Source organism: Zooshikella ganghwensis, from assembly GCF_018263875.1.
In the GTDB taxonomy this organism is placed as follows: Bacteria; Pseudomonadota; Gammaproteobacteria; order Pseudomonadales; family Zooshikellaceae; genus Zooshikella; species Zooshikella ganghwensis.
This window is the reverse complement of record NZ_JAEVHG010000009.1, coordinates 100,834-117,536: the sequence shown is the minus strand read 5'-3', so window position 1 is coordinate 117,536 and position 16,703 is coordinate 100,834. Positions and strand designations below refer to the sequence as shown.

General features: G+C 37.3%; 19 protein-coding genes. 18 read left to right on the top strand and 1 reads right to left on the bottom strand.

The genetic code is table 11. The features are described 5' to 3' along the window. Window positions 1-168: 168 nt before the first annotated feature. Window positions 169-297 carry a hypothetical protein gene (locus tag KHS79_RS26110; protein WP_267910721.1) on the bottom strand — a complete coding sequence of 43 codons (129 nt, stop codon included), beginning with the start codon at window positions 295-297 and terminating at the stop codon, window positions 169-171. Here KHS79_RS26110 and KHS79_RS13960 point away from each other — a divergent pair. The 18 genes from KHS79_RS13960 to KHS79_RS13875 all read left to right on the top strand — a co-directional run bounded on the left by KHS79_RS13960 (window position 296) and on the right by KHS79_RS13875 (window position 16,703). Beyond that, window positions 296-2,254 (top strand): M4 family metallopeptidase, encoded by a 1,959-nt coding sequence (locus KHS79_RS13960; RefSeq protein ID WP_212719824.1) that lies wholly within the window; start codon window positions 296-298, stop codon window positions 2,252-2,254. The genes KHS79_RS26110 and KHS79_RS13960 overlap by 2 nt on opposite strands. Before the next feature lie 184 nt (window positions 2,255-2,438). Then, window positions 2,439-2,933: a hypothetical protein gene (locus KHS79_RS13955; protein ID WP_027707509.1), complete on the top strand. Its 495-nt coding sequence runs from the start codon at window positions 2,439-2,441 to the stop codon at window positions 2,931-2,933. Window positions 2,934-3,461: 528 nt separating this feature from the next. Then, window positions 3,462-4,574: a tetratricopeptide repeat protein gene (locus KHS79_RS13950; RefSeq protein WP_212719823.1), complete on the top strand. Its 1,113-nt coding sequence runs from the start codon at window positions 3,462-3,464 to the stop codon at window positions 4,572-4,574. A gap of 97 nt (window positions 4,575-4,671) precedes the next feature. Next, window positions 4,672-4,941, top strand: coding sequence for a flagellar biosynthesis protein FliQ (fliQ, locus tag KHS79_RS13945; protein ID WP_027707507.1), 270 nt, complete (start codon window positions 4,672-4,674; stop codon window positions 4,939-4,941). Between the two features lie 25 nt (window positions 4,942-4,966). After that, the gene (locus KHS79_RS13940; protein ID WP_212719822.1) at window positions 4,967-5,728 is read left to right on the top strand and encodes a flagellar biosynthetic protein FliR; all 762 of its coding nucleotides are present in this window, start codon (window positions 4,967-4,969) and stop codon (window positions 5,726-5,728) included. Between the two features lie 18 nt (window positions 5,729-5,746). Next, window positions 5,747-6,829: an EscU/YscU/HrcU family type III secretion system export apparatus switch protein gene (locus KHS79_RS13935; protein WP_094789218.1), complete on the top strand. Its 1,083-nt coding sequence runs from the start codon at window positions 5,747-5,749 to the stop codon at window positions 6,827-6,829. Then, on the top strand, window positions 6,826-8,898 hold the full coding sequence (locus KHS79_RS13930; RefSeq protein WP_212719821.1) for a flagellar biosynthesis protein FlhA: 2,073 nt from the start codon (window positions 6,826-6,828) through the stop codon (window positions 8,896-8,898). Before KHS79_RS13935 ends, KHS79_RS13930 begins: the two co-directional genes overlap by 4 nt. Before the next feature lie 55 nt (window positions 8,899-8,953). Then, window positions 8,954-9,625 carry a flagellar hook-basal body complex protein gene (locus KHS79_RS13925; protein ID WP_038290413.1) on the top strand — a complete coding sequence of 224 codons (672 nt, stop codon included), beginning with the start codon at window positions 8,954-8,956 and terminating at the stop codon, window positions 9,623-9,625. A gap of 42 nt (window positions 9,626-9,667) precedes the next feature. Beyond that, window positions 9,668-10,426 (top strand): flagellar hook-basal body protein, encoded by a 759-nt coding sequence (locus KHS79_RS13920; RefSeq protein ID WP_027707502.1) that lies wholly within the window; start codon window positions 9,668-9,670, stop codon window positions 10,424-10,426. A 3-nt stretch (window positions 10,427-10,429) separates the two neighbouring features. Beyond that, window positions 10,430-11,398, top strand: coding sequence for a flagellar basal body P-ring formation chaperone FlgA (gene flgA / locus KHS79_RS13915; protein WP_212719820.1), 969 nt, complete (start codon window positions 10,430-10,432; stop codon window positions 11,396-11,398). A 1-nt stretch (window position 11,399) separates the two neighbouring features. Beyond that, entirely contained in the window at window positions 11,400-11,957 is a 558-nt protein-coding gene (locus KHS79_RS13910; protein WP_094789214.1) for a flagellar basal body L-ring protein FlgH, read from the top strand. Further along, window positions 11,958-13,070 carry a flagellar basal body P-ring protein FlgI gene (locus KHS79_RS13905; protein ID WP_212719819.1) on the top strand — a complete coding sequence of 371 codons (1,113 nt, stop codon included), beginning with the start codon at window positions 11,958-11,960 and terminating at the stop codon, window positions 13,068-13,070. Window positions 13,071-13,085: 15 nt separating this feature from the next. After that, a complete protein-coding gene (locus tag KHS79_RS13900) occupies window positions 13,086-13,469 on the top strand; it encodes a flagellar basal body rod protein FlgB (RefSeq protein ID WP_212719818.1) in 384 nt (127 codons plus the stop codon). Then, the gene (locus KHS79_RS13895; protein ID WP_212719817.1) at window positions 13,469-13,843 is read left to right on the top strand and encodes a flagellar basal body rod protein FlgC; all 375 of its coding nucleotides are present in this window, start codon (window positions 13,469-13,471) and stop codon (window positions 13,841-13,843) included. Before KHS79_RS13900 ends, KHS79_RS13895 begins: the two co-directional genes overlap by 1 nt. Before the next feature lie 3 nt (window positions 13,844-13,846). Beyond that, a complete protein-coding gene (gene fliE, locus KHS79_RS25925) occupies window positions 13,847-14,137 on the top strand; it encodes a flagellar hook-basal body complex protein FliE (RefSeq protein ID WP_212719816.1) in 291 nt (96 codons plus the stop codon). A gap of 4 nt (window positions 14,138-14,141) precedes the next feature. Further along, entirely contained in the window at window positions 14,142-15,554 is a 1,413-nt protein-coding gene (gene fliF, locus KHS79_RS13885; RefSeq protein WP_094789211.1) for a flagellar basal-body MS-ring/collar protein FliF, read from the top strand. Continuing rightward, the gene (locus tag KHS79_RS13880; RefSeq protein ID WP_212719815.1) at window positions 15,544-15,996 is read left to right on the top strand and encodes a hypothetical protein; all 453 of its coding nucleotides are present in this window, start codon (window positions 15,544-15,546) and stop codon (window positions 15,994-15,996) included. The genes fliF and KHS79_RS13880 overlap by 11 nt, the downstream gene beginning before the upstream one ends. Further along, window positions 15,993-16,703 carry a FliH/SctL family protein gene (locus KHS79_RS13875; protein WP_212719814.1) on the top strand — a complete coding sequence of 237 codons (711 nt, stop codon included), beginning with the start codon at window positions 15,993-15,995 and terminating at the stop codon, window positions 16,701-16,703. Before KHS79_RS13880 ends, KHS79_RS13875 begins: the two co-directional genes overlap by 4 nt.

The following is a 16,703-nucleotide window of genomic DNA, read 5'->3' as shown; positions in this document are numbered from 1 at the left end:
TAAAAAAGTGTATTTTTAGAGGCTCCTCAACGAGTTTTCGCTATTTATCACAAAAATACATTCGAGTTTGGAAAAGAAGAAAACGGTTTTTATAACGTTTTAATTTATTTGTGTGTTATGCCAGCAAACTATCCAAGCTGTTTCAAATAGTTTGCATACTTACAGCGGTTATAAATCTAAATGATGGAGTAAAGATAGGATTTTCTCCTCAAGTAGAAATAAAAACTCTCTTAAAACTAAAGCCGTTAATACGGTGCGCTTGCTGGCATAGACTTGAAACACCTGAGGAGTAAACATGAGCCGAAATAGCCTTAAAATAATGTTGTGTGCTGGTGCTATCAGCTCACTTGCTGCATTTCCCTTGACTACTCTTGCTGCGCAAATTGTAAATCTGGAACAAGAAACAGAGTTTCAGGCATTTCGTACAATTGCCCCTCTGCATGAGGTTTTAAACCTTGAGTCCGAAAAAGATATCAAATCAGTTGCTACCATGAAGCTGGCTAATGGTGTCACTAAAACCAAGTATCAGCAGCTGTATCAAGGTGTACCAGTATATGGACAGTCGTTTGTTGCAGCCAAAGACAAGCGGGAAGTTTATAGTGATTTAAGTGGCTTTATTGTCCAAAGCCTTGCTAGCGATAACCTTAATACGACACCTAGTTTATCCACAACAGACGCATTACAAATCGCTCTGAATGCCAAAGGATTTAGTCAAGATAACTCACGCGTTGAGCATCATGATAGCCAGCTGTATGTTTATGCAGAAAACCCTGAACAACCTCGCTTAGTCTATGAGATTTCCTACTTTACTCATAACTCAGGTGCACCAACACGTCCCTTTTACATCATTGACGCACATACTGGAGAAGTCGTTGAGCAGTGGGAAGGCCTGAACTTTCAAAAGGCAACGGGCCCAGGAGGAAACCCAAATACTGGCAAATACAATTATGGTACTGACTACCCAAATTTAGAGGTAGATAGTCAGTGTCGTATGAGTACAGAGCATGTCGAAACCCAGGATATGGGCAATGGCCAAAGTCGTGGTCGTGTACATCAGTTCAACTGTCCAGAAAATACCGCAAGAGAATCAAATGGTGGTTACTCTCCTCTGAATGATGCCCATCACTTTGGACATGTTGTATTTCGTATGTATCAAGATTGGTATAAAACAAAACCGTTACCTTTCAAATTAACGATGCGCGCCCACTATGGACGTAATTACGATAACGCCTTCTGGGATGGTCGCGCCATGACATTTGGTGATGGAGGGAGCACATTCTATCCACTTACTACACTCGATGTTTCCGCTCATGAAGTAAGCCATGGTTTCACCTCAAATAACTCAAATCTTGCCTATCGAAATCAGTCTGGCGGGATTAATGAGGCCTTCTCCGATATGGCAGGAGAAACAGCTGAGTTTTATAACTTCAAAAAAGTCGATTGGATTATCGGTGCCCAAGCCACAAAAAATAAGCGTGGTATAAGGAACTTTAAAAAACCTAGCGATCACCGCGGCTCTATTGACCATGCAAGAGAATACCGCCAAGGTATGGATGTTCACCACTCATCAGGGGTTTATAACCGAGCTTTTTATAATCTTGCTATAACCAAAGGCTGGACAATTAAACATGCCTTTGAAATCTTTTTAATTGCTAACAAGATGTACTGGAAAGCAAACACCAACTTTGAGCAAGGCTCATGTGATGTCATGAGAGCTGCGAAAGATAAAAACTGGTCGGTTGGCGATGTAAAAGCAGCCTTTAAAATAGTTGGTTTAGGTAGCAACTGTAATGTACCAGATGGTGGAAATAAACCTGACGACTCAAGCAATCCGAACCCAAACCCTAATCCTAATCCTAATCCGAATCCAAACCCGAATCCAGGCACTGACTACAAAGTACTTACAAATGCTATGGGTGCATGTCTAAATGCAAGCAGCTCAATTGTTAAGGCGCCGTCCTGTAGCTCAAGCAACGCTAAATGGCTGATTGATGATAAAGGACTTGTTCATCCCTCAACAGCACCAGATAAATGCCTGCAAATGCCTTCTTGGTATAGTGGTAAAAACCAAGCAAAAATTGGTAACTGTGATGCAAAACAGCTCAACCAACGCTGGGTATTATCTGCAGGAAAAATTAAAAACTTAGCTTACCCGACATTATTTATCACTCACTTTGAAAAATACGGAGATTGGGTAGGTGTATGGAATAACCAATCTGACTGGAAAGGTCAGCAGTGGAAGTGGAAAAATTAATAATATCTATACTAAGTTAACACGCTTGATTAAGCCCGCCTTATGGCGGGCTTTTTATTCAAAATATTTTACACTTGGCCGCTTCCACTTAACTCAACCTATTGATTATTAGCAGTTATTCCAAATTGGCACTAGTTTTGTACTCAATTAAAAACTATCTTATCACTACGTGGAGGACAGGCTGGTGCAAAATCCAAAGTTTTTTCAATACTCCCGAAGCCCTCACGATCAACAAGAAATTATTCTAGAAGACTTCCTAGGAAATAAACAAATATTCGAGATAAGCTCATTTTCATTTAGCTGCGAATGTACTGACCAAGACCTTGCAGCAAATACATTTGACTTAACAATCAGGCAGTTTTTTATTCAAGCTGAACTACGCTCTTCTGACGTATTTTCGCTAGGGGAAATGATGGTGATAACACTGCACCCTGCACACAGAACACTAACCATTTATCCCGAACAACTCCACAACTTCTCAATACCCAACTATATTTGGCTTAATTTAAACCTACAACTACCCGCATCTCCTAGCCACTCAGAACGGCATGGCTATTTAATTGCTACAACAATTGACAATATTCACTCTACACCCGCCGCATCTATGTTAATGGTTCGTAACAATGGAAAAATACTGCTTGTAAAGAGTCGTCAACGAAACTGGATTTCTACTAACTAAGTACTTTACTTCGTTTTGACAAATACAACATAGATAGTTACCACCCATATAAAACGAATGCATCATAGGTTCAACAAGATAAACATTATTTTTACCGCGCTTCACACAAAAAAATTTAATCTAATAAATGACTTGGAGCAATAAAAATAACTAAATGCTCTTGTTTCGTTTCTTTATACTCCAAGTCTCGCCATTTCATTTAGTCTTTAACCCTTTTCACTCACTTTAACAGCCAAAGTGCCACAATAACTTTTTTAATTGCGCTAGCTTGCCCCGTAAGTCCATTGCTACTCATCAACACAGTATTTAAATAAGTAAGCAGTAATTTGTATCTGTCTAGCAAAGTTAATTAATATCTTCTATGGAACTTTTGTTTGAAATATCAACATTCTTATGATAAAAACTGCACATATTACGTTTAGATTATATTGACAGCTTCTATTAAAGACAGCTTCTAAAAGAGTAGGTGAACTTAGACTGTTTACATATGCTCTTACTAACACTTAGCTCCACGAGCAGTAACCAAACATGACCGACTCTCTTCAAGATGCTATTAAGCAATACATTGGATACTTGTCTTATGATCCAAATAATACGCTTATTATTCGCAAGTTGGTGGAGCTTTACCTGGAAACAAATACTCCTCATAAAGCGCATGAAGTCATAAGTCATTACACTGCTAATGAGGACATTCACTTATCAATTGCAAAATCAGCGCTTGCATCTTATCAAGGTAATGATGAAGAGGTTGTGGCTCTACTGCAACAACATACTGGAGTTTACGAAGAGGCTGTTATTTATTTACTGGCCTTAGCTTACCTGCGCCTCAACCAATATGATAATGCTTTTAATACTCTGCAAGTAATGCCTGTAGAGCAAATGGGTATCCCTACACGTTTATTATTTGCCAGGGCATTACATAATTTAGGAGAAGTACAAAAAGCAATAGCACTATTGGAAGAGTACAAAACGAGTGCTGAATGCATAGGCTACTTGGCACTGTTATACTGGGATATTGAAAACTTTGATAAAGCACATATCCTTGCTGACAGCGCGTTAGCTATTGACCCTAAACAACTTGAAGCAAGTATAGTAAAAGGGTTCCAGCTTTTATCAGTGGATAACTTATCAAGTGCCCAAACTACGTTTAGCCAAATACTAAAATTGAAGCCTAAAAGCGGAAGAGCTTGGCTTGGCACTGGGCTTATTTGTATGCAACAAAATGACCTTAATAGTGCTATATCTGCTCTTCACAAAACAACGCAGTATATGCCTAATCATCCAGGAAGCTGGAATACACTAACATGGTGTTTGCTGATCAATAATCAGCTAGATGAAGCAGAGCAAGCAGCCCTAGAAGGATTAGCTATCGCACCTGCGTTTTCTGAGTCACAAGGTATGATGGCTATCGTACTCTGTTTTCAAAATCGCTTTGACGAAGCTAAAGCTTACTACCGTAAAGCATTACTACTGAATACCGACTCACTTGCTGGCCTTTATGCAAAATACTTAATTCTTGCCCGCTTAAGCCCTGAAGAAGCACAAGATGTATTCGAACAATTAATGAATATTTCTATTACTGAGCAAGTTACCGTTGGGTCTGTTCTGAAAAAAAATATCAATCGTCAAGAAAAGCACTAAAGTATCAAGCCCACTTTATCCTTAAAAATTTACATCACCCAACCATTGTATGTTGGGTGTAGGCCTAGTTGAATCATAGTATAAATCACGACTTAAAATGAATCTTGATGTAGCGAACTCGTTATTAGATAGCATGCTTTGGAATACTGCAAAAGTAGCTGCACCTGTTTTGATCACCAGCTTAGTTGTTGGCTTAATCATCAGTATTTTTCAAGTAATCACACAGATACAAGAAATGACACTGACGTTTGTACCTAAAATGTTGGCTATCTTAGGTGTCCTTTTTATTTTTGGGCCATGGATTCTAACAACGATATCAAGTTACGCTACTGCATTATTTAGTGAAATACCAAATTACATAGGCTAAGGGCTAAATACGATACTCATAAAAGATGGTAATTAACTTTGATGTTACATGGTTATATGCGCTGTTACTGACAACAACAAGGATTGGAATCGTATTATTTGCGTTATTTCAGGCTGGGGGAATCAAGCTACCTTGGTTAGTTAAAGGTACACTCTCGATTACTCTTGGACTTATTTTATTGCCATTTGTTGATCAATCTGTTGGATTGGGCCAGTCAGATATAATACATCTTATCCTTCTTATGGTTAAAGAAGTAATACTGGGTATGCTGTTAGCAACAGGTATATATTTTGTTTTTGGTGCTATTAACCTTGCTGGCCGGGTTATTGATACTCAAACAGGTATTAATGCAATGGCCGCATTTGATCCACATTCACAATCAATGTCTGGTTTTACTACACAATTACTTAGACTCTTGGTTTTAGCTGTATTCTTTTTTACGAATCAGCATCATAATCTTTTATATATGTTAGTTTTTTCTTTACAAAAACTAAATCCTCTCCAATTTTATGAGGTAAATATAGCTCACGCCATCCAGTTCTTACCCAATGTATTCTTATTTGGTATAAGGTTAGCCGCACCTGTTATTGCACTCGTTTTTATTGGCGATATAATGTTTGGTTTATTGTCAAAAACAATGCCTCAACTTAACGTATATTTTCTCACCCTGCCAATCAAAATTTTACTAGGACTATTGTTGTTCATTTGTCTGCTACCATCATTTACGAACCTCAATATCGACATATTAGGTTCACTCATTGACTACTGGCAGTCAGTACTTAATTAAAAGGCAGTTCTAAACTCTATGTCGAGTAATACTTCTGAAAAAACAGAACAGCCTACCCAATTTCGTCTTCAGGAAGCCAGGAAAAAAGGCCAACTTGCTAAAAGCATGGAAGTCACAGGTTTAACTGTGATAACAGTGTTTGTCTTAGTCGTGAGTGGTTATGGTATTAATAGTATTATAGAGATAGCTAAGTCGACCCAAGCAACATTGGACCTAACAGAGTTTGCCGCAGACAAAAAGACTATTTTCGACGCTATAAAAGACTCATTCACGATGACCTGTAGTATGCTTTTTTCACTAAGCGCTATTGCTGTGGTGGCAGGTATACTGGGTAACATTTTACAAACTGGAATAATATTTTCTTCAGCTCCCTTAAAGTGGGATATACAAAAAATCAATCCAATTAAAGGCTTCAAAAAACTATTCTCCATAAAAAGCTTATTTGACCTTTTAAAATCAGTCATCAAGATAGCTATTCTGGTTACGATTCTTTACTTGTATCATGAAGAAATTGTTAGCGCTGTTATTAGGTTGCATCAACAAGAATTATATCAAGGGATGATATCAATACTTCATATACTTTCTAAACTATGTATTACTGTCATAGGTCTACTTTTAGCTTTATCTATTCTTGATTATTTATTTACAAGAAAGCAGTACATAAAGCAACTCAAAATGACCAAACAAGAAGTTAAGGATGAATATAAACGGCGCGAAGGCGATCCCTTAATCAAACAAAAACGTAAAGAACTTCAAAACAAACTTCGTCAACAAACTGACGGACTCAATAATGTCAAAAACAGCGATGTAGTGATTACAAATCCAACTCACATAGCAGTTGCAATCAGCTATCAACGTAATAAAATGGATGCCCCTAAAGTTGTTGCAATGGGAGCTGATAATCTTGCAAAGCAAATTCGTTATGAAGCAGCAAAAGCGAGTGTCCCTATTATTGAAAAACCCACTCTTGCAAGAGCATTATACAAAAAAGCGGTCATTAACAGCACAATACCAGAGTCAACATTTTTAGATATAGCCATTATACTCCATAAAATTTATCAGCAAAGAAACTCTCTTACCAAGACTGAATACAACGAATGAAGTCAATAACAATTAAAGATTTGCTAGGCTCACAGAGTGAGCTACTGCTTGTGGTTGCTGTTGTTGGCATCCTTCTCGTACTTTTTACTCCAGTGCCCGCTGTTGTTCTGGATATACTACTAATTACAAACTTTAGTTTTGCCCTGCTTATTTTATTAGTCACCTTTTATATCGATCGTCCCGTTGACTTTTCTACATTTCCATCGTTACTACTCATTGCTACCCTATTCAGGTTAGCACTAAACATTTCTGCGACTCGCCTTATTTTAAGTGATGGTGACGCCGGACAAGTTATAAACGCTGTTGGTGAATACGTAGTTGGGGGCAACTATATTATTGGCCTTGTTATATTTTTTATTCTAATCGTTGTCCAATATGTTGTAGTCACTAATGGTGCTCAACGTGTTGCAGAAGTGGCTGCTCGCTTTACCCTTGATAGTTTGCCAGGCAAACAGATGAGCATTGATGCTGAGCTCAACATGGGTATTCTCAATGAGCAAGAAGCAAGAAAAAAACGCTCTGACCTAGAAAGAGAAGCAAACTTTTATGGTGCGATGGATGGTGCTAGTAAGTTTGTCAAAGGAGATGCGATAGCCGGGATTATCATCGTTCTGATTGATATTATAGGCGGTCTATCAGTAGGTATTGGGCAGAATGGTTTATCTTGGTCTACTGCACTGCATACTTATACTTTAATGACTGTGGGCGATGGACTGGTAACCCAAATACCTGCATTAATTCTTTCAACAGGTACGGGCATTATTGTTACTCGTGCTGCAAGTGACTCCTTTCTTGGTCAAGAAGTTAGCCGACAAGTAACTCGTTATCCAAAAAGCTTAATACTGGTTGCTGTCGCATTACTGTGTATTATGTTTACCAAAGGTATTCCTTGGCTTCCTGTCTTTGCTGTCCTGCTTGTAGTCGGTTTATTGACATATAAAGCTATTATGGCTCACCGCCGTGCTGACATAGAAGAAGACACAAGCCAACAAGATCTTCAGGAAAGTGAAGGCGAATCATTATACAACCAGTTAACTATTAGCCCCATAGAGTTATCATTGGGTAAAGACCTTGCTAACCGGTTTGATGAAGAAAACAGTCTACTCTCTGAAAAAATTAAGTCTTTCAGAAAACAGTATGCCTTAGAAAGCGGCTTGGTTATTCCTAAAGTAAAAATGATTGCTGATAGTAAGCTCGCCGATAATCACTATGAAATTCGTATTCATGGCTCAAGAGTCGATAGCAGCAACTGTTATTTAGATCGGTATTTAGCTATTTCAACTCAGTCAGATATAGCACTGGAAGGTATAAAAGATAAAGACCCTTCTTACCAACTACCTGCCGTATGGATTACCCAAGATCAAACAAGCATTGCAAAACAACAAATGTGTACAGTTGTTGATGCAACAACAGTTGTTTTCACACATTTTTGTGAAGTTATAAGAAGACATGCGGATGAGCTGCTAACACGAAGTGAAGTTGAAAAGCTTTTGATACCTATAAAACAACATCATACCTCTTTATATGAAGAGGTTATTCCAAACATGCTGACACTGACAGACATTCAAAAGGTGTTACAACGTCTTGTTAAAGAAAGTGTAAGTATCAGAAATATAGAGCATATTCTAGAAGCACTGGCCGATCATGGTAAAACAACAAAAGACCCTGTTTTTTTGAGTGAGTCTGTTAGACAAAATATGGGAAGAAGTATTTGCGAGATGTTATTGGATGATAGTAATACCCTTCACGTAATGTCATTGTCACCAAAACTTGAACAACAACTTGTCTCGCAACTACAGCCTGCAACAGACCAGACAACCAATATTCACCTTGATCCATTGTTAACAGAAAGACTTGTTATAGCAATAGCTAATACTGCAGAACAAATGGCCATGAATAATTTAAAACCCGTGTTATTATGCTCTGCAGCCTTACGACCACACTTAAAGTTAGTAACAGAAAGAACGCTTAAGCATTTAACAATACTCTCAATACAAGAAATACCTCCAGTTATTGCAATAACATCTTTTTCAACAGTAGATATCCAAGAATCGAAAAGAGCTAATTGATTATTGGTAATTTCATTCAGCATTTTGAATGTCTAGTTATGCTAAAGGTTTATACATGTCAGACTTAATGAGTGTTTTAAATATATCTGCTAGTCAGGATCTGCAATCATTAAACAATATTACTCATAACCTGGCCAACACAAATACCAATGCTTATAAAAGATGGATGAATGTCAACAAGGGTATTGCATCAGAGAACACTTCATCAATCGATTTATCTACTGGTAGCCTTCAACGAACGAATCGTTATAAAGACATTGCGTTAAAAGGCAGTGGATTTTTTGTCGTTAAACACCAAGGACAAACTTACTTGACTCGTCGTGGTGAGCTAGAAGTTAGTAAAGAAGGCTACTTGACGTTATCATCTGGTGAACGTCTTCAAGGACAAAGTGGTGATATCCTATTAGAACCAAAAAGCTTTAGTGTTGATCAACAAGGTAACATTATTCAGGACAATGTTGTTAAAGATTCGATTCAAGTAGTGAGTGCTGAATTAAGCGGCAAGCAGTATTTGGGAAACGGTTTATTTCTTTATGAAAATACCACCCCAATACAACAACAAGATAAAGACATACTTCAACACCATTTAGAGTCTTCTAATGCTGTTGCCATGGATGAAATGGTAAATCTTATCACGTTAAGTAGACATTATGAGTCAGTTTTTCAGGTAGCCAATGGCTATAACAGCTTATTGGAAAAAACGATTTCTGAGTTAGGTGACTTTTAATTAGTTAACTTTTAATTAAAGTTTTTTATTAGGCATAAAGTAATGATTGATGCAATACATATTGCTGCCAGTGGTATGCATGCAGAGCAAAAAGCTTTGGATGTTATTGCAAATAACCTGGCAAACTTAAATACAACGGCATATAAGAAAGGACGCCTATCATTTAACGAAGTGATGCAGGTTCAACAGGTTGATCACAATTCTCACCAAACAATTCGTCAGGGTGCAGGTGTAACTTTTAACCAAGCTTCGGTACAGTTTGATAGTGGTGATCTAAAGCCTACAAATCGTAATCTTGATGTGGCTATTGCGGGTGATGGTTTTTTTGAAGTCGAGTTAACCAGTGGTGAATTAGCTTACACACGTAATGGCTCATTTAGATTAGATCAAGATGGTTTTTTAGTTAATCAGCAAGGTAATTTACTTGCGGATAGAATTCAAATACCGACAGATGCCAAGTCGCTAACAATCAATGAGTTAGGTGAAGTCAGTGCACAAGTTGGCTATGAAAATATACCGCTTGGTTCAATACAGGTGGTCAAGTTTGCTAACCCTGAAGCACTAGAGACTGTTGGTAACAGCATATACCTCGCCAATGAACAGTCAGGAACGCCATTCTATCTCTCTGCAGGCGAAAATGGTGCAGGAAAAATCCAACAAGGTTTTTTGGAATCATCCAATGTGGATCTCACAGAAGAATTAATGCAACTTACTTTAGCGCAACGCGGCTATGAAGTGAAAGCGCAGATTATCCGTGCAGCAGATGACATCATGAGAATAACAAATAGCTTAAGATCATAAAAAATGCTTAAGAATACGTTATTATCAGCCATTATTATCAATCTACTGATACTACCTATTCTTCCCATAAGTGCTTTGGGAGGTACGATGTTCCAACTACCTCCTGCAGTGATTGTAAATGAGTCAAACCCAAAGCTGAAATCAATTGTAAAGCTTATATCAACGACAGAGTTATCCACAAAAATTGACAAAGTCTTAAATCAACAAATTATCTTGGGATTAAAACCTGCACAATACACAGTACTCACTAAAAGTAAATTAGAGCGTAACTTGGCATTAGTGCTAAAAGACTTTCAAATACAAAGTTACGATACAGTAAAAGTGACTCGGAAAGGTTATTCAGTAGCCATAAATGAACTAGCGTTACAAGCTAAACGTTTTTTGCACAATCAGTTAGTACCACTTGCAGAAGATATTGTTATTGAATTAGTAAGTGATATACCTGATGTCTATGTAAGTGAACAAAACTATACTTTAAGCTTTAAACGCAACCTTGATAACCAGTTTTTGAAACGTACTTGCATATGGGCAACTATCAAAACAAGTAAAAACAGTAAAACAGTTCCTATCTGGTTTAGTGTAACGTTAAAACAGCATGCTTGGGTTTTATCTCAAACTCAACAGGCCAATAATCATTTTCATCAGTCTCAGGTTTCTCGACAAATCGTTGATATTGCAAACACACCTGTAGCAAAATTAGTTAAAAACCCTAAGCTTCTTGAATATCGTTATAAGCGTAGCTTACCTGCAGGCACCGTTTTACTTACAACTCACTTAGAAGAATTACCAGCGGTTGAAAAAAATGCGGTAACCCTTGCAAAAACAACGCATAGTGGCATAACTATCAAAACCTATGTAAAAGCACTCCAAGATGGCAATATCAACCAACGTATTAAAGTGCAATCTTTGAGTTCAGGTGAAAATTTTTATGGTATAGTAATCAACACCAACATGATTCATGTAATTAATTAAAATGAGAAAGTTTAAACTTACACTGCTAGCTTGCTGTATTTTTTGCAGCCAAGCCAACGCAACATCTCTTTATTCTGAAGACACCTATCAGTCGTTAGTCGAAGATCCTATTGCTAAAAAAGTAGGTGACAGTGTTACCGTTTTGGTAGTTGAAAAATCTTCCGCAGCAACAAATAACCAAAGTAATAATGATCAAAGTGTAAATGTAGGTGGTAAGTTTTCAACTTCTACACGAGAGGAAAAAGGCAGTCTTGGGCTTAACTTTGGATATAATGGTACAGACTCAGCAACGCGTTATGGCAAGCTACAAGCCCAAATAACAGTCGATATAATTGAAAAAGACCGGCTAGGTAGATTAAGACTTGAAGGCAAACAAAAAATATTGATTGATGGTGAAGAGCAGTTTATATCTGTGAAGGGCTGGATTAGGCCTGAACATATAGATTCAAACAACAATATCTTATCGACTAGAATTAGTCAGGCTGATATTGAGTATACTGGCTTTGACAATGATGAACCCGGCTTTTTTACTCGATTTTTTTCTTGGTTAGGCTTTTAAATGAAGCAGCTTGTAGTAATTTTGGCAATGCTTTTCGCATTAGCAGCACATGCAACCCCCATTCAACTAAAAAATCTGGTTCGAATAGAAGGTGTGCGAGAAAATGCCTTAACAGGCTACGGCATTGTAGTTGGATTAGCAGGTACTGGTGATAGTAGACGCAGTCAAGCTACGGTTCATTCTATCTCAAATGCATTACTTAGGTTTGGTATTCGTGTTTCCGACTCAGATATCAGTAGTCGTAATGTTGCAGCGGTTATGGTAACAGCCAAACTCCCTGCATTTGCCAATAAAGGTGATAAACTTGATGTTAATATTGCGTCTTTAGGAGATGCAAGAAGCCTGGTGGGAGGAACCTTATTACTTGCCCCGCTAAGAGGAGCGGATGGTAAGATATATGGTTTAGCACAAGGCCCTGTTTCCGTTGGTGGATTTAAGTACGACCTATACGGCAATATAATCCAAAAAAACCATCCTACTGTCGCAAGTATTCCTGATGGACTCAGCGTTGAAAAAGCCATAACAAATAACATTGTAAATCATAATGGAGACATTACACTTTTACTAAAAGAGCCTGACTTTACAACCGCAGCCAGAATAAAGCAGAAACTAAAACAAAAGTTAAAAGGTGTACATGTCAGCGCAGTAAGTCCTGGTAAGATTGTTCTACGTCAAAACAGCCAATATGATTATGTTGAATTAATAGCGACAATAGAGCATTTGACAATTATTCCTGATAATGTGGCTAAAATAATCATCAATGAACGTACGGGTACAGTTGTGTCAGGAAGTGATGTTATAATCGATAGTATTACGGTTTCTCATGGTAATATCGAACTATCAATTACTACTGATTATGTTACTTCACAACCTAATATAAATATTCAAGCCAACATCAATTCATCGTCTGGCATTAATACCACTGTTGTGCCTGATACCCAAATTGAAGTGAAAGAAGATGTTGTTACTGCCATTTCAATGCCATCAGGAACAACCGTAGGTAATTTAGTGACAGCATTACGCAAGATACGTGTGAGTACACGGGACTTAATATCTATCTTGCAAGCAATAAAATCTTCCGGCGCTTTACATGCAGAACTTATCATAAAATAGCGGAGCATATATTTTATGAGCCTATTACTAGAAACATCGACAGTAAGCCTTCTTAATAAGTTTTTAGAAGGAACGCTGCTGGAGCATAAGTTAATTGCAAATAATATTGCTAATGTAGATACTCAAGGCTATAAAGCAAAAACTATCAAGACAAATAATAATTTTACAGCGGTAATCAATAGCTTAGATAACTCTCACTCTTCACAAAGTGCGATTAACAGTATCAAGCAGTGGGTTCCAGAGCACAACATACAATCAGACTCTACCGCTAGCAAAATAGAGCTTGAAAAAGAACTTGCAAAGTTATCTAAAAATGTCATTCATTATCAAGCAATTCTTACAGCCAAAAGTAAATTAAATAACATGCTAACACTGGCAATAAAGGAAGGTAAGTCATAATGGATAGCTTCGCATTAAGCGAAATAGGTATGTCACTGCAAAAACAGCAGTTAAATCTAATTGCTCAAAATGTTGCACATGCAAATACTGTTGCAAGGCCTGGAGAAACTTATAGGGCGCAAGAACTTGTAGTCACTAATTCATCAGAACCATTTAGCATCGGTCAAGCACAGGTAAAAGAAATAAAAACACAGCCAATTAAGACATTTAATCCAAAACATCCCTTAGCTAGTAGCGATGGCTTTATTGAAAGACCCAATATAAATATGGCCGATCAGATGATGAAGATGATGATGGCAACTCGTGCTTACGAAGCAAACTTAAGTGTTTTCAACGCTAGTAAAAAAATGGCACAACTTGTATTAGAAAGGTAGCGTGTGAGTATTGAATCAATAGAAGCAATTAATGGCATTAGTTATAACCAGCTTCAACCTAAAGCAACCATCAGTGGCAGTAGCTTTGATGCTATTATTCAGCAAATAAACTCATTGGATCAGCAATATAAAACAGCTGAATCTAGCGCTTTAAAAATGGCCTCAGGTGAGATCGAAAATTTGCATCAAGTTATGCAGCAAATAGATAAAGCTTCCCGTAATCTGAACCTGGCAATTCAGGTCAGAAATAAGTGTATTGAAGGGTTGCAAGAAATTATGCGTCTACAAGTTTAAACTGATGAATACTTTTATGAATATCTGGCATAGCATTAGCCAAAAGAATCGAATTTCATTTATTTTACTTGTAGTAGCAATTCTTTTGCTTGCTGCAATATCTTTATTTTTATTATTTTCTCAAAACTACTCTTTACTCTTCAGTAACTTATCACAACAAGAGCAAAGTCTGATTGTTAAAGAGTTAAATCGTTCAGGTATCGATTATACGATTGATGATCAGAATAGCTTATATGTTGATCCTGATCAGCTACACAAAGCTCGCTTAGCAATTGCTAATAGTGGGTTAGAGCAAAATCAACTACCAGGGCTTGAGTTATTCGACCAAGCAGACTATGGAATTTCTAAATTTGCGCAGAAAATCAATTATCAGCGCGCACTTCAAGGAGAGCTTGTTCGAACTATCAATACACTTGAAGAAGTAAGATTTTCAAGAGTTCATATAGTGTTACCTGAAACCAGGGCATTTAGAGCAAACTCGTCTAAAGCAAAAGCTTCGGTTACATTAGCGTTACACCCTGGTAAAAAACTTAGTCCTTTGCAAATCGAAGGTTTACGTACCCTTGTAGCATCAGCAGTGCCAAACCTATTGGCTAACCAAGTTACAATCATAGATCAAAATGGACAACAACTATCTACTGACGCTAGTAAATTTTCTGCTTTTAGCACTATAAATCAAAAAAGAGATTTAGAGCTATTCTATCAAAAGAAAGTAGAGCGTTTATTAAGAAGAATTGTCGCTAACAGCCAGTACACCGTTAATATTGATATTGCATTAAATCAGGTCAGTGAGTCAATCCATCAAGAACGTTCTATTCCTGTGCGTGAAAATGGCAAAGTAATCGTTAGACAAACAGTAGAGGATAAAAAGTATCAATTTGCTAAAGATAAGCAAAATGATATGGCTTTAACTGACAGACTCACAGATGAACATATAAGAAGAGAGTATGTGTTCTCGAAAGAAACAAGAACTAAAAAGCAACCTGCAGGTACAATAAAATCTATTACGGTAGCAGTATTATTATCATCTGAGATAAGCAACACAGATCAAAATAAGCTCACAGATTTAATTTCCAAATCTGTTGGTTTACAACCTGGCCGCGGTGACAGCATTTCAGTTAGCGTTATCCCTGCATTGCAACTACCTGAGTCAAAAGCAAATAACGATGAATATAATCCACAGCCTGTTTTTGATACGCCTAATTCCGAAAATACATTCTTTCAAACCCTGGCTGATAAAGTTCTTGAAAAGAAAGAAGTCGTGTCCCTTGTTTTTTCACTAACCGGTATTACTTTATTTCTAATCGTTTTACTTACCATTAGAAAGAAAAAACCTGAGCGACTTACAAAAGACGAAAGACAGCAATTACTACTTGAAGTAAAGAATTGGCTAAAGGTGGATTCAAATGAACGATGAACTGCCTTCTGAAAAAATAGTTGCACTTAAGCTGGCTCAGTTAAGCTGGCTTGATCGTTACTGGATACTACGTAAGCTCGAAAAAAAACAACGTGTCCGGATTAAGTCTATTTTAAAGACTGTTAGCAAAGCAAAATATGCAAAGCTGTCTTTTGACGAGACTAATGAGCTAATAAATCAAGCCACTTCAGCATTTACTTTGAGTGATGATACCGCTAGTAGCAACAACTATTTTCCCAAAAACAGCAATGTACAAAGAGAAAGCTGTGTTCAAAATAAATGCATGACAGCATTCGAAGGCTTACCACCCTTTTTATATAACTATGCAATCGATAAAGTAAACGGTTATGCTGAGGCTAATGGAAAGATTACAAAGCATACACAAGAAGCGCTTAACAGACTTATTGAAGATACGTTAGTAAAAACTGAGGTCTCTTCATGACAAAAATTTTTCGTGATGAACTGATAAGAAAGTCAAATAAGGAAGCCCATAGCTTAGCCGATGGCGACAACAGTCAAATTTCTTTAGAAGAACATCATGAACACATGGATAAGCTACACAAGCTTATTGATCAGCTAAGATCTGAAAATACAGCTCTTCAAAACAAGCTAGCAGAGGTACAAAAAGATCTATCTGAAACAACTGAAAGCCAATACCAAAATGCGCGACGTGAAGGCTATAAAGCAGGTTTTGAAGAAGGTCTTAAGAAGTCAAAACAAGAATTCAGTGACCTCAATGATTCGTTGAATGAATGTTGCACCTTATTAAAGCAAAAAGTTTTAAAAGAATTCGAAAGTCATAAGTATGCTTTATTCACGATGCTTCAATCTTCGTTAACCAAAATTTTGGGTGAAGCTTACACGAAGTCAGAAACCATTGTTGCACTCATTAGCCAAGCCATACAAACTGTTGATAATCAACACGAACTTGTTATCTATTTACATAGGTATGATTACAACAGAATCAAACTTTGTACTCCCGAAATACAAGCTAAAGCCAAGCCAGTCAAACTGACATTTGCTGTTGATGACTCAATACAGGCTGGTGGCTGTATTCTAAAGAGTCAATATCAAGGATGGGATGCTCAACTAAGTAATCAGTTATCCAGTTTACTTGAAAGTATTTCTTTTTTATTCGATGACAAGTAG

Bases quoted from the DNA above. Each gene is read 5' to 3' on its own strand.
- KHS79_RS13935 (WP_094789218.1), top strand. From the start codon at position 5,747: ATGTCGAGTAATACTTCTGAAAAAACAGAACAGCCTACCCAATTTCGT.
- KHS79_RS26110 (WP_267910721.1), bottom strand. From the start codon at position 297: ATGTTTACTCCTCAGGTGTTTCAAGTCTATGCCAGCAAGCGCACCGTA.
- KHS79_RS13925 (WP_038290413.1), top strand. From the start codon at position 8,954: ATGTCAGACTTAATGAGTGTTTTAAATATATCTGCTAGTCAGGATCTG.
- fliQ (WP_027707507.1), top strand. From the start codon at position 4,672: ATGAATCTTGATGTAGCGAACTCGTTATTAGATAGCATGCTTTGGAAT.
- KHS79_RS13950 (WP_212719823.1), top strand. From the start codon at position 3,462: ATGACCGACTCTCTTCAAGATGCTATTAAGCAATACATTGGATACTTG.
- flgA (WP_212719820.1), top strand. From the start codon at position 10,430: ATGCTTAAGAATACGTTATTATCAGCCATTATTATCAATCTACTGATA.
- KHS79_RS13930 (WP_212719821.1), top strand. From the start codon at position 6,826: ATGAAGTCAATAACAATTAAAGATTTGCTAGGCTCACAGAGTGAGCTA.
- fliF (WP_094789211.1), top strand. From the start codon at position 14,142: ATGAATACTTTTATGAATATCTGGCATAGCATTAGCCAAAAGAATCGA.
- KHS79_RS13905 (WP_212719819.1), top strand. From the start codon at position 11,958: ATGAAGCAGCTTGTAGTAATTTTGGCAATGCTTTTCGCATTAGCAGCA.
- KHS79_RS13895 (WP_212719817.1), top strand. From the start codon at position 13,469: ATGGATAGCTTCGCATTAAGCGAAATAGGTATGTCACTGCAAAAACAG.
- KHS79_RS13960 (WP_212719824.1), top strand. From the start codon at position 296: ATGAGCCGAAATAGCCTTAAAATAATGTTGTGTGCTGGTGCTATCAGC.
- KHS79_RS13920 (WP_027707502.1), top strand. From the start codon at position 9,668: ATGATTGATGCAATACATATTGCTGCCAGTGGTATGCATGCAGAGCAA.
- KHS79_RS13910 (WP_094789214.1), top strand. From the start codon at position 11,400: ATGAGAAAGTTTAAACTTACACTGCTAGCTTGCTGTATTTTTTGCAGC.
- KHS79_RS13875 (WP_212719814.1), top strand. From the start codon at position 15,993: ATGACAAAAATTTTTCGTGATGAACTGATAAGAAAGTCAAATAAGGAA.
- KHS79_RS13880 (WP_212719815.1), top strand. From the start codon at position 15,544: ATGAACGATGAACTGCCTTCTGAAAAAATAGTTGCACTTAAGCTGGCT.
- KHS79_RS13900 (WP_212719818.1), top strand. From the start codon at position 13,086: ATGAGCCTATTACTAGAAACATCGACAGTAAGCCTTCTTAATAAGTTT.
- KHS79_RS13940 (WP_212719822.1), top strand. From the start codon at position 4,967: ATGGTAATTAACTTTGATGTTACATGGTTATATGCGCTGTTACTGACA.